This window comes from Rothia sp. (in: high G+C Gram-positive bacteria), from assembly GCF_015265375.1.
In the GTDB taxonomy this organism is placed as follows: Bacteria; Actinomycetota; Actinomycetes; order Actinomycetales; family Micrococcaceae; genus Rothia.
The window spans coordinates 1-12,775 of sequence record NZ_JABZXW010000059.1; the positions used below are offsets into that span (position 1 = coordinate 1).

At 59.6% G+C, this 12,775-nt stretch carries 7 protein-coding genes; 1 reads left to right on the forward strand and 6 read right to left on the reverse strand.

Annotated features, from left to right (window positions below; genetic code table 11):
• Positions 1-2 precede the first annotated feature (2 nt).
• The gene (locus HXO69_RS07460; RefSeq protein WP_296546280.1) at positions 3-131 is read left to right on the forward strand and encodes a nitrite reductase (NAD(P)H) small subunit; all 129 of its coding nucleotides are present in this window, start codon (positions 3-5) and stop codon (positions 129-131) included.
• 142 nt (positions 132-273) lie between these two features.
• Here HXO69_RS07460 and HXO69_RS07465 read toward each other — a convergent pair whose 3' ends face one another.
• The 6 genes from HXO69_RS07465 to HXO69_RS07490 all read right to left on the reverse strand — a co-directional run bounded on the left by HXO69_RS07465 (position 274) and on the right by HXO69_RS07490 (position 12,438).
• Entirely contained in the window at positions 274-1,014 is a 741-nt protein-coding gene (locus tag HXO69_RS07465) for a sirohydrochlorin chelatase (protein WP_253746076.1), read from the reverse strand.
• Positions 1,015-1,097: 83 nt separating this feature from the next.
• On the reverse strand, positions 1,098-3,884 hold the full coding sequence (locus HXO69_RS07470) for an HtaA domain-containing protein (RefSeq protein ID WP_296546272.1): 2,787 nt from the start codon (positions 3,882-3,884) through the stop codon (positions 1,098-1,100).
• Between the two features lie 191 nt (positions 3,885-4,075).
• Complete coding sequence (locus HXO69_RS07475; RefSeq protein ID WP_296546274.1) at positions 4,076-5,560, reverse strand: enoyl-CoA hydratase; 1,485 nt, start codon at positions 5,558-5,560, stop codon at positions 4,076-4,078.
• 476 nt (positions 5,561-6,036) lie between these two features.
• Positions 6,037-7,866: a hypothetical protein gene (locus HXO69_RS07480; protein ID WP_296546275.1), complete on the reverse strand. Its 1,830-nt coding sequence runs from the start codon at positions 7,864-7,866 to the stop codon at positions 6,037-6,039.
• A 462-nt stretch (positions 7,867-8,328) separates the two neighbouring features.
• Entirely contained in the window at positions 8,329-10,125 is a 1,797-nt protein-coding gene (locus HXO69_RS07485; RefSeq protein ID WP_296546277.1) for a propanediol dehydratase, read from the reverse strand.
• Between the two features lie 297 nt (positions 10,126-10,422).
• Positions 10,423-12,438 (reverse strand): adhesin, encoded by a 2,016-nt coding sequence (locus tag HXO69_RS07490; protein WP_296546278.1) that lies wholly within the window; start codon positions 12,436-12,438, stop codon positions 10,423-10,425.
• Positions 12,439-12,775 lie beyond the last annotated feature (337 nt).

The following is a 12,775-nucleotide window of genomic DNA, read 5'->3' on the forward strand; positions in this document are numbered from 1 at the left end:
CCATCACCTCCCCCCTCTACAAGGAGGTCTACGACCTGACCACCGGCGAGTGCGTCTCTGACCCCTCCTACTCCATCAAGGTCTACCCCGTAGAGGTCCGCGACGGCGACGTCTACCTCAAGACCGCCTAAGCACTCAGCCTCCACGGCTCTCAAACACAGCAACACAAAAACCTCGGGACGTAACAGTCCCGAGGTTTTTTGTATGGGCTTTCAGAAGCCCCTCATCAGGTGGTGTGAGCAGCGAGCGCACTAGCCTGATCATCTAGGTCCTCTAGGCGGCATCCAGCTGCGCAATAGCCGCATCCATGCGGTCAATAAAGCACTCCGCCACCACGGCAGCAGAAGCGCCACCCTGCGCGTTCACTAGCGGCGCGGCAACCTTCACCGGCACACCGGTCGACTCAGCATCGCGGCGCATCTTACCGGAGAAGAAGCCCTCCGCCAGCAGGTAGGTCGCAGCGAACTTAGGCTGATGCTCGGCAACAACCTCGTGGAACTTCGGATCAATCGCAGCAACGAAGCCGTGATGCACCGGGGTGTTCAGTTCCTCAGCCAGCAGCTCGGCGGCACGGCTCATGTCCGCGCGACCATCAGCACGAGAAGAACCCGCAGCACCCTGAACAACGGGGCCGTCGCCGGGAGTCCAACCAGCCTCTTCCAGGCGGGCACGGGTCAGAGCGGCAAGGCGCGCATCCGGGCCCAGCGACTCACCAATACTAATACGCTCAATACCGCTATTGCGTGCGGCACGACGCAAATCCACCTGAGTGTGGAAACCGGTCGACAGCAGAATCGGCACGATCACGCAGGGCTCATCATTGGGCAGGGAGGCTGCGGCATCATCAACGCTGGGAGATTCCACATCCACATATGCGGCGTGGACACGGTACTCCACGCCGTCATTACGCTGAGCGAGCAGGAACTTAATCTGCTCACGAATCAGCGTGATAGCCTCGCGGCCGGCGACCGAGTCGGTGCCGTGCGAGGTTGCGATTACATTCAGAATAGTCATATTTCCATTGTATGAAAGGAACACCCCGCTTCCCCACTCATGAACACGAGTGGCGAAGCGGGGTGTTGCACGAAGGCTAAATCTTAGCTCTTGCGGCGGCGTGCCACGACCAGTGCGGCACCTGCAGCCAGGGTGATAGCGCCAGCTGCTGCGGCGAACATTGCGCCGGATGCGCCGGTCTGTGCCAGCTTCGAGGAGGAGCTACCGGAGGTCGAGGAGCTACCTGCGGAAGAACCGCCACCGATGGAGGAACCACCGTTAGAGCCGCTCACACCCAAGTTGTCGGAGGTGCCGGAACCAGCGCCAGAACCGCCGTTGGAGCCGCCCTTGTGGCCGGCTGCGTTCTGGTCAGCGGTGGCGGTCTCAGATGCGGACGCGCTCGCGGAAGCCGACTCGCTCGCGGTTGCGTTCGAGGAAGCAGACTCGCTTGCGGAAGCCGACTGGCTTGCGGATGCGCTCGCGGACGCGGATGCACTCGCAGATGCAGACACGCTAGCGGACGCCGATGCAGACGCGCTCATCGAGGGGGTCACGGCGGGAACGCTCGGAACCGCGGTCGGGGACGCGCTCACCGATGCGCTCGGGGACATAGAAGCACTCGGGGTTGCAGAAGGCATCGCGGAAACGCTGGGAACCACGGACGCGGTCGGCAGAGACGGCGAGGTGGGCTCCTCCGAAGGCACTGCGGTGGGTTCTGCAGTCTTGGTGGGCTCTGCGGTTACGGAGGGCTCCATAGTCGGCTCTGCAGAAGGTTCTGCGGTCACGCTGGGCTCTGCGGTTGCCGTAGGCTCTGCGGTCGGTTCTGCAGTCACAGAAGGCGCGACGGTCGGCTCAGCCGTTGCGGAGGGAACCTCGGTCGGAGCAACGGTCGGTTCTGCAGTCTTGGTGGGCTCCGCAGTCGGTGCCACGGTGGGAGCAACAGTCGGTTCTGCAGTTGCCGAAGGAGCCTCAGTCGGAGCAACAGTCGGCTCAGCAGAGGGCGCCACAGTGGGTGCAACGGTCGGTGCAACAGTCGGCTCTGCAGACTTGGTCGGCTCAGGTGCCGGGGTCTGTTCCGGTGCCGGCGCCGAGTTCGCTGCCAGGCGGTTCAGCCACAGCTGATCCTCGTAGGTGTTCGGGTTCTCGAAGCTGGTCGGGTAGATAATATCGCCGTTGGGCAGCTCGAGGGCGTTGTAGCCGCCGCTCTTGTCGGTCTTGCGCATCGAGGAGAGCACAACCTCGTTCACCTTGTTCAGGGTGTCATCCATGAACACCAGGCGGGAGCCGGAGGCATCCACCACGACCACGTTGCCCGCGCGGGTCAGGAACATGGTGGCAACCTCGGTCTTCTCGAAGCCCTCAAGGGTTGCGGACTCGCGGACCACGCTGAAAGTGCCGTTCTCGTACTTGAGGATCTGCACCTTACCGCCGGTCCAGTTGTTCCAACGGTAAATGTAGCCCTTCGGGCTGACCAGGGTCGAGGACAGGGTGGTGTCGTAACCCGCGGGCGAAGAGTTCGGAACCAGGGACACGCCGTTGCTGCTCAGGTGCAGCAGGTGGCCCTTCTGGACCACGTTTTCGCCAGACGCATCGTAGATGGAGGTCGAGGGCGCGTACACGAAGCTGCCGTCGGGCAGCGGCGCGAGGGTCACGGTATTGGTGGAGAACGAGTCGCCGTAGTACTCGTCGAGCGAGTAGGCGTTCACGACCTGCGGGTCGATGGAGTCGGGCTTCGGTAGGGCCTGCGAGGTTGCCTTTCCGGATGCGTCGATCAGGGTCAGCTTGCCGCCGCCCTGGCCGTCAATGCTGAGGATGCCCCAGGTGTTGTTGGCGGGGTTGTAGCCGATTGCCTTGACGGTGTTGGCGCCGAGGTCTACGTCGGAGTAGACGCCGGAGGAGACGAGCTTGCCTTCGGCGGTCACGGTGTACAGCTCGGGCTTGTTGGTCTCGCTGCCGATGACGAGCATGCGGTTGCCGTCAGCATCTACAGCGAAAACGCCCTTGATTGCCTTCAGCACGCCGGTGTCGGTCATCTTCAGGTTGGAGCTGGTCAGCACGGTGTAGGTGGTGTCGCCACTGAAGCTCGGGGGTGCCACGTGCACGATGTGGTTCTTGCCCAGACGTGCGGTGTTCTGGGGCAGGCTCACGCCCGCGCCGGTGTTGTAGGACTCGGCGACGCTGTAGGCGCTCTTGGGGGTGTTGGCTGCGTTACCGGTGTAGGAGATGCTCACCGGGTCGAGGCTGGCACCTTCGTTGTAGAAGTCGGAGAAGGCGTGGTTGCCGTCGGCGGTCAGGTTCGCGGAGATGCCGCTGATGCTGACCACGCCGTCCTTCTCGCTCTGCTTGGCGGTACCGGTGCTCAGGGTCGCCATCTTGACTTCCTTGGGGCCCTCGAACTTGCCGGAGGCGTAGTTCTTGGTGCGCACGGTCATGTAGAGAGAGCCGGTGCCGTCAGCGAGGTTCAGTTCCACGCGGGGGTTGGAGAAGGTGAGGTTCAGGGCGCAACCGGTTTCGGGGTCCTGACCTTCGGCGCAGTGGCCGGTGAACCAGAGGCGGCCGGCAGCCTGCAGGGTGACCTGCTTGCCGTCTTCGGAGACGGTGGTGGAGGTCGGGGTGAAGGTGAACTGCTTTGCGGTTGCGTCCCAGGCTGCGCCGTCGGTCATTTCGCGGGGCATACCGTTGTAGGACAGGAAGGAGGCGCGCACGCCCCAGCCGAAGGACGCGCCGGTGCTTGCCTGGTCGCCTGCAGCGACGTTCTGTGCGGCAACGTTCTGTGCGGCAATGTTAATGTTCTCGGCGAGAACGGGTGCCAGGGGCAGGGCAACAGCGCCAGCAACAGCGAGGGCGCAGGCTCCCTTGGAGAGGCGGGTGCCAGATGTGAAAATCTTCATTGGTGTGTATCCATACTATCGACACTGTTAGGACAGGCTTACTATATCGATAGAGTGAGTATTTCTCAAGATACACACCAAGTGAACCGTTTTATGACAAAGCACCTCACCGTGCACTGACCGGGAACTACACCCCACCTGCACACCTCAGCAGTCAACGGAAGGCCGCTACTCCCCCGGCCCTACCGCCGCTAATCCTTCTTCGAGGTGTGCATACGCGACATGCCCAGGGCACCAAGAATCAGGCCGCCACCCAGGGTCACCAAAATCGGCAGAAGGGGCGAGCTCTTATCCAAGTTGCGGGTAATCTGCGCCTCCGACGCCTTCACACCATTCGGCGATCCGGGATCGGTACGCACCTGCGAGGAGGAACCATTCAGAATCGCGGCACGGCGAGACTGAGCCGCCGAATCGGTACCCGAGGGCAGATTAGACTCGGGAGTCACCATTTCAACAGGCTGCGCCTCCTCAGTGCGGTACCCCAATGCCGAAGAAGACGCAGTGTCAGAGCCACCGGCGCGCGGAACAGAAATCGTGGCGTCGTTCGTGCCCGGAGCCATAGCACTGTCGGCCTGAATTCCGCAGGTCTTAGACTTGGAACCCGCGGCGGGTGCCTTCGTACCGGATGCGCCCGCAGCATCAGCGGGAGCCGAAGAAGACGCGGAAGACTCCACAGCCGGGTTACCCTCGTCCTTAGAGGAAGGATTAGATGACGAGCCACCATTCTCAGCAGAAGCCTGGGTCACCGTAAAACGCACCGTATTGAGCTGAAGGTTACCATCATCACCTGCGTCGAAAGCCGCCACCAGGTAGGTCCTACCAATCTGCAGGGACGCACCGGGCACGCCAATCACAGCCTCAAAAGCGCCCGCAGAAATGGATTCCGGGCCAACATGAACAATGGCGAGCGCATCACCAACAGTGTTGCCATTAGAGTCGATTTCCATGACGATCAGGTCGTAGCCCTTGTCATTCCGGGGGAAGTTCGTGGCGCGGACCGTGACGGGCTTCGTGTCATCCTGAGAGTCGCCCTGCGAGTCCTGAATGGACAGGTGTGCTTTGCCATCCCTCTGGTTCATCGGATCGTACACGCTGTTGTCTTCGGAGATAACGTACTGCCCAGAATCATGGTTCTGCGGGTTGTCCACGGTACGGCGAACCGTGTCATCGCCCGTATCGGTGGATGACGTAGCGGTGGGCGACGGCAGGTTCACCGCTTCGGGGGTCGGCTGAGCGGTCGCCTCGCCGGTTTCTGCTTCTTCACGCTCAATATCGACCGGAGGTTCGGTGGGCTTTGCCTTACCGTTGCGCGGGTCAGCGGCCTCAACCAGGCGGTTCCCCCGCTCGGTGACAAAGAATTCGTAGGAGACACCGTGCGCGGTATCCTCCAGAACGATTACGTACACGACGTTTGAGTCCGTCGCCGGGCTCATCAGGAGGCGAAACTCCCCCTCCTTGGTCCCCTCAGCTAGGGTCGGGCTTTCCAGAACGGAGCCACCATACTCACCGGAAGGGGTGTAGAAGTTCACATCAACCAGAACGCTGGAGGCCTCCAGATCTTCAGGGAAACCCGTCCAACGTAGAAGGTAGCCACCATCCTTGAGCTGCGCCTTCATGGTGATGGTGGAGGCGGCGCCCTGCGTCTCCTGGTTGTCTTCAGCCTGGTTCGTGTTCAAGGTCGCGGTTTTTTGCACGGCAGAGTGGGTCGTGACGGGTGCTTCCGTTGCGACAGAGGGTACAACAAGCCCGCACTGAAGCCCCGCAACCAAAACGGTTGCGGTGACAATACGGTGCTTCGCTGAATAAATACTCATGCAATGCGTCTTTTCATGATGGAATTGTGCGTGCTACTGCCCATTCTTCATGCGCCTCAGGGAGCCTTTCGGGAGCGCCATACACCCGGATTTGTCGTACCATACTCCGCTTCATATTTCAGGTGAAGAAGACCTGACAATAGCTCGCATCTATTTATCGGTTATTTCAACCCTATCACGAACCTTAAGGTTTATTCACGCGAGGGTAGAGTTTTTTTGAACACCCTGAACGCACGACTCGCCCCCGCGATCTGCGCCAACAGATAGCGGGGGCGAGTATTCCTCATGAAACAACGAACATACTATGCGATGCCGCCAAAAAGCACGGATTAGGGGCGTTAGCCGCCGAGGACTCCCCTGCGGTGAGCCATCCACGCGGCACCAACCACCAGCGCCAAACCGGTGCCTCCAAGAGCCCAGAAAGCTACACCGTGCTGCGCGACCTCTTCACTAGCGGGAGACGCCGCCGAAGCTACAGCCTTCACGCCATCCTGACGATCAGCATTCGCGGTGGAGTGCACCTGAGTGGTACTCGAGTTCACGGTAGCTGAACGATTATTAGACTCCGAATGAACCACGGGGGTGAAACCTTTATTTCCGTTACCAGAAGCTGCCGACGCTGCCTTTTCTTCATCCGTCAAAGCATCCAGCTTCGCGGTAGCAGCGATAGATGCCGGATCAGAACCCGAACTGTACGCCGAAATCTGATTGGTGCGAGTCGGCTCAAAAGCCGAACGCGGAGCGATCGTACGTGCCTGAGCCAAAGCCTGCAGAGCCTGACGCTGACGCTCAGCCTTCGCTTCCTTTGCCTTGGACATGGCGCTCACCGCATCCAGAGTGGAGCGGGGTGCGCTCGCGGCAGACTGACCCGAGCCCGACTGGGTGTCATCAGAACGAGTCGAGACGGCGTTAGTAGCAGCCGAGGGGCTACCCTGAGTGGCGCCGGTCGCCTCAGCTGTATTGGCGCTGGGCGTAAGCGATGCGCTTGCATCCTGGCGGGGCGACTCATCCTTCGTCAAGGAGGTTGAGTTGCCGGTCGCCTCGCCACTGACCTTGAATCGCACCGAGACAACTTCTTCCGCATACTCAGTATCGTCCGCACGCACCAGGTAGGCGGTGTACACCGAGCCGGTCTTCAGCAGAGAGCCGGGCATGCCAATCTCTTCCTTGAAGGAACCATTCACGATGCGCTCAGAGCTGATACGGGTAATGGACAGCGCATCACCCTTGTGGTTGCCGCTCATATCGGTTTCGACCACGATCAGGTCGTAGCCAGCCGCGTTCGCGGGCACGCGCGCAGCACTGATAGTGACCGGCTTGGTTTCCTTATCGGAGCGAACCTCAGCATACGCAACCTTCAGTTCCGTAGCACTCAGGGTCTGGGTATCACGCGAAGAGGTGGAGCCGCCGGGGACCTGCTCCAGCTTCTGGGTGTGGATATCGAGGTTCGGGTTTTCAGTGGATTCAGAGGGAACCTCGGTCTTAACCTTGTCCTTGCTGCCCTTCTGATTTGCAGACTGCTGATTCTTCTGCTCCTCTTCGCGGAGCTTATCCAGCGTCTTCAGTTCGTCAATGGTCGGCACCTGGTGGGCAACTTCCTTCTTATCCACCATTACCTCGTCAGAGTCGTCCTCTACCGGGATAGTGTGCGGCACAAGGGAGCCCTCAGAGATCATGAATTCGCCGTAGCCCGCATCGGAGGTCACCAGGTCCATGACACTCATGGAGTAGTAGCCTTCCTGGGGCATCTGCGGCATCTCAAAAGTGACCAGCATGGAGCCATCGTCAGCGCGCTCAACCTGCAGTGCGGACGGCTCGTAGGTGTCAGATCCGAGCACCGTGCCGGTGGTGCCGTAGTACTGCACTACCAGGTACACCTTGGAGGCGTCGCCCACGTAGCCACCCTCATAGAGGGGTGTGAGCTTAATGGTTGCCTGACCGTCCTTAATGGACTGAACCTGAATCTCGATGGTGTCAATTTCAAGTTCGAGGTCTTCGTAGGGGCAGCTTGATTCAAATTCGCTATTAACCAGAGCCGTCAGGCAATCATTCACGTTAATTGCTTCAGCCTCTACTGCGGAGGCGCCAGGAAGCACAAAAGCGCTTGCGCCTAGAGCGGCAACAAGCGAAAAAGCATGAATGCGTTTCGGAAGTCGAGTGATAGTCATGTGTGCCATTTCGATCGATGTAGGCGCAAAGCGTGGACTAGGGACGGCTCACCACAAGCCCGGTGTTTCTATCCAAGTATTTGCGCACCAGTACGTCGGTTACACCCTAGCCTAACACGGATATTGCACTAAATGTTGTATTGCATTCATGTGCTAAAACTTTATGTCGCAATAATTACCGAAATAAAAGGGAATTAAATACTTTACTGAGATATAAATAACGCAAAATTCGAATGCCATAAAATATTCCCAGCAGTGCACTAAAAGAATTTTTTACACCGCCCCAAGGCGCGACAAACCACCGCGCATTAGGGTCAAACATTCGGGCACACAGAAGGGGCATGCAGAAGGCACCCCACCAAACACGCACCCACACGGCACGCACTCGGCAGAGCGCCCCCCACTCAACAACTCCCCTACAGAGAGCCACGCTTCACAGCACCAAGAAACGAATGCACTGATCTACTCAGCACCCAGCTCCTCAGCACCCTCAAGGCGACGACGATACACATTAACCGCCACAGCAGTACCCACAAAGGCAACCGAACCCAGCAGCGCAATACTCAGTGGCAAGGTACCCTCCGGCAGCGGGCCGTTATCCTGAGCACTCGCTTCCAGCTTGGAACCGGCAGAATCACCGCGCGACTTCGAGCTACGCGTATAGAAACTACCCGAACCGGCGGCACCCACATTCTCCTGCGGAGAAGCAACAGTCACCGTCTCCCCCTCAGGAGACTGGTAACCCAGCAGGTTCACCACGGTACGACCCGGTAGCATCACCGCATAACCAGACATCACCATCGTCGAAGGAACCACCGCAGTCTCAGCCACAGAACTACGAGCCTGCGCGGTAATCGCACGCGCCGACTGCTGCGCCTGCGCAATATAGCCCAGAGCGCTATCCACCGACGGAATCTTAGCAACCGAATCAGTCACCAAATCCTGAGCATCCGCAGAGGCATCTGAAGAGTCCACAGCGTTCACACGGCCCGAAGGAGCCGAAGGGCTCACACGCTGATTCGCATCAGAAATCATCGGGACCTGCGGGTGAACAACAGTATTCGTAGGCTTCGGAGCCCGATCAACAGAAACCGCACGCTGAATCACGCTCACACCAAAAGCACTGGTCGCCATGAGCTGCAGCTCCTCAGTGGAGTTACCACCCACCACAACCACGCGGTAACGCTTACCCGCATGCAAGGAGGTTCCGGGCACCTTCAAATCAGCAGAGAAGGAAGCGTCGGTCACCTGCTGGGGGCTCACGTGAGTGGTCGCCAGCGGCGAACCCACGGCACCGCCGTCGGCAGGCATTTCAAAGACCATCACGTCATAGCCCAGACCGCTCTCCGCCACGTTCCTAGCGCGCACGCTAATCGGCTGCAGCTCATCCGAGCCGCGCAGTTCTGCGGTGGAAATTTCCAGGGTTGCCTCGCGGGTCTCCGCGGGAGCCTGATCGGAACGGGAATGCACCAGCAGACGATCCTCGGTCACTTCAGCAGGCGCCGCATCATTAACAGATGCGCTCGCCGAAGCATTCGCCGACGCACTAGCGGATGCGCTCGCGGAAGGACGCGCCGAAACGCTCTGCGATGCGGACGGTGCCACAGAAGGTGCCGGGGCAACCGTCGGGCGCGGACTATCCTTCGCGGTGCTCGGGGATGCGCTGGGGCTCAGGGACACCTCGGGGGCGGGGTTCGCCTCCACACGGTTAGCGCGCGGAACGCCGGGGGTGTCCGGGAAGAAAATGTTCTGGCGGCTCGCCAAAATCTCGTCGACGGTCACACCGTGCTCAGGCATGAACTCAACCGAAACAGTGTCCTTGGTGCGCAGGTCCAGCACCTCAACCATGTACGGTTGCTCAACATTCAGGCGCTGGTGAATACTGACTTCCAGGGCACCCTCATCGTTCAGAGAGGCAGTCATCTGGGAGGCGGGCACAGTCATAGCTGCCACGGGACCGTCATCAACGGAAATAGCGACCAGGCGAACCTTTAGATTCTCCAGAGAGGTTACGCCGGTCAGCGACAGCAGGGTGTAGTCCTTGCTCTGAGCAACCAAGTCCAGGGTAATGTTGTGGCTAACCACATCGGTGGCAACGGCGATGGGAAGTTCAGGCTTAGGAGACTGCTGAGTCTGCGCGTGAGCGGCAGATGCAAAGGTCGCGGGGGCCAGAGTTGCAGGCGCGACGGAGCCGCCCAAACCGAGGGCGGCAGACGCTACTAGCGCCGCGCCGCGAGCAGTTCGCTGCGTGGAAAACATGGTCACCTATTTTCGTGAGTGAGTGTGATGAATCGTCGTGTGACTCCTGCGCCCAAAGGTCGGAAGTAGGCGCAGAATAACGGTTCTCTCATATCGGTGACCGGAGGCGCTTCACAGCGACTCCTCACCCCGGGTGAACGAGGTGATAAAGAGTGATAGTACCGTCTATAACAGCACTCTAAATTATAGGTATAACCTTAGAAAAAGTTAAAGATGTAGGGACGCCCGAATCTTGCATTTCGGACGTCCCTACATCTATGTGCACGTTTTGCCTAGTGGGGCAATAATTGCCCCGTTTTAGCGGCGAGAACTGAGCCGCATCTCACTACGGCGACGGCGACTCAAACGCATACCGGCAAGCAGTGACAGCGATCCAGCTGCGCTAATGACCAGCATATTGGAGGCGCCGGTAGCCGCCAGCTGCTCGCGCTTCGGCTGGGTAGCAGCGCCAACCTTCTGGGAGCCAGACGCCTGTGCCTCAACCTTCTGAGCATCACCCTTCTGCGCCTCGCTCTTCTGGGCGGAAGTGTTCTGAACAGGGGCGTTCTGGGAGGCGTTCTGGGTAGCAACCGGAGCCTCATTCTTCTGCTCAGCGTTGTTCTCCCCTGCCTTCTGCTCGGCGGCAGAAGCCTGATCAGCCACGGGAGCAGATCCAGCAGGTGCAGATTCAGTGGGCTCAGCGGGCACCGAGGCATCAGCTGCGGGAGCCTCAGCCGCAGGTGCATCCTGCTCAGGGGTTGCGGATGCGTTATCCACGCTATCGCGCTCAACAGTGAAGCCACCGTTGACCATGCGCACGGTGCCCTGCTCATCCTCCGCCACAGCGCTCACGCGGTAGGTCGTGCCGGGCTTGAGCGCCGAGCCGGGAATCTGCACCTGAGCACTAAACGCGCCGGATGCGTCAACCTCAGAGACATCAGCCGAGGCAATCATGCCGCCGGTTGCCACACCATATTCGTCAACAGCGCTAACCATCAGGTGCACCGAGCCGACGCCGGCGAAGCCCTCACCACGCACGGTCAGAGTCTTCTCGGAGTCGTTTTCGGGAACTACGGTTTCTTCTACGTGCAGGCGGGCGGTCATCACAGGGTTAGAGGTCTGTTCTTCGGTGGTGTCGTGGACGCGGTCAAAGACGGTGTTGCGCGGCAGGCTGTAGTGGCGGCGCGGGTCGTTCTCGGGCAGTACGTGGTCGAACTGCTCGACGGGGCTCGCGGCAACTGCCTGAGCGGACTGCGTGCTCGAGGTAGCCTGTTCAGACTGCACACTCGGGGTAGCCTGGGCGACCTGCTCGGGCTGCGCGTCCTCTTGGAACTGCTTCTTCTCGAACTGTGCCTGCTCCGCCATCGCGCGCTCGGCGGTGGCAACCGGAGCGGAGCCGTGCTGTACATTCCAACCATTCATGAAAGGAACCTCAACTTCCTGGGCGGTGTAACCATTAGCGGCCGAGGGTGCAACCTCAACGCTCAGCACATAGCGCAGGTCTTCGTGAACAGCCTGCACTTCTTCCAACCTGGATCCGGGCACCTCAATGCCGTCCAGGAGGGTGCCGTTCACAACGTCGGCACGCGCCGGAGAGGCAGCGAGCAGGATGCGGTTACCCTGGCTATCCAGGGCGTAGGCGTAGGTCATGACCTCGAAAGCCTGCGCCTCGCCCAGACCGGTGACCTTGTAGACGACCAGGTTCTTCTCCTGCGGGATTTCCAGCTGACCGGAGAGAATCTGAACGTTGAGCGGCTCATCCTGAGTGTCTGCGGGCAGCACTTCCAGGGGTGCGGAGGAGTTGTAGGAGGGATCCTCGGTTGCGTAGCCCTTACCGGGGTCGACCACGGCAGTTGCGACGACGTACTGCTGGTTGGGGTCGAGGGTGCCTGCGGGCAGGGTCAGCTGGGTGCTGAAGCGGCCACCGTCCACATCGAGTTCGGGCACGAGGGTCATCGTCACTGCAGAACCGCGACCCAGTGCGTATAGGGGGTACTGGCGGTATTCGCTCACGTACACCGCCACGCCGTAACGTTCGACAGGGCCGCCGGTGAAGCCTTCACCGGTCACGGTGATGCTCTGGGAACGCGCCGGGTTAATGACAACGCCCTGCTCTACGTACACCTGCGGGGAGGTTTGGGTGGCAACGTTTTCGATGGGGGTTGCGTTTGTTGCGGAGGGGGGATTGTCGGGTTCTACCGCAGTCGATGAAGCAATTCCGCCATTATTTTGCACCTGCACATCTGCGTGCGCAGCACCAACACCGGTAACGGACAGGACGGATGCAGCAATAGCGGCTGTTGCACGGGTTTTTGAGTGAGCGGGTTCGGGCATGGAACACACCTTTTCTGTGAGTGTGAACGATACCCTCCGGAGGGTGCCACGGAGTGAAGATGGTTGGATACCTCTTCAGGAATGAACACTATAACGCACGGACTAGTCATAACATTCCTGTAATAGTGGAAGTTACCGCGAAGGGAATCGCTCTATTTATCGGTAATTCCACACTAACAATACTTTTTAGATTATTGCTGTAAATACGCTTTACGTCCTGACTATTTTCTTGTGCAATAACCCACATGGAATATTTTTTACCCTCCAGAACAGTATCAAGAGCACTCAAATTACATGGACTAGGCGAAATTTTTCAACTCTCCCTTGAGGTTCAAGG

What these genes read in the sequence shown, in the direction of transcription:
- HXO69_RS07465 (WP_253746076.1), bottom strand. Translation starts at nt 1,014, where the DNA reads ATGACTATTCTGAATGTAATCGCAACCTCGCACGGCACCGACTCGGTC.
- HXO69_RS07485 (WP_296546277.1), bottom strand. Translation starts at nt 10,125, where the DNA reads ATGTTTTCCACGCAGCGAACTGCTCGCGGCGCGGCGCTAGTAGCGTCT.
- HXO69_RS07480 (WP_296546275.1), bottom strand. Translation starts at nt 7,866, where the DNA reads ATGACTATCACTCGACTTCCGAAACGCATTCATGCTTTTTCGCTTGTT.
- HXO69_RS07490 (WP_296546278.1), bottom strand. Translation starts at nt 12,438, where the DNA reads ATGCCCGAACCCGCTCACTCAAAAACCCGTGCAACAGCCGCTATTGCT.
- HXO69_RS07470 (WP_296546272.1), bottom strand. Translation starts at nt 3,884, where the DNA reads ATGAAGATTTTCACATCTGGCACCCGCCTCTCCAAGGGAGCCTGCGCC.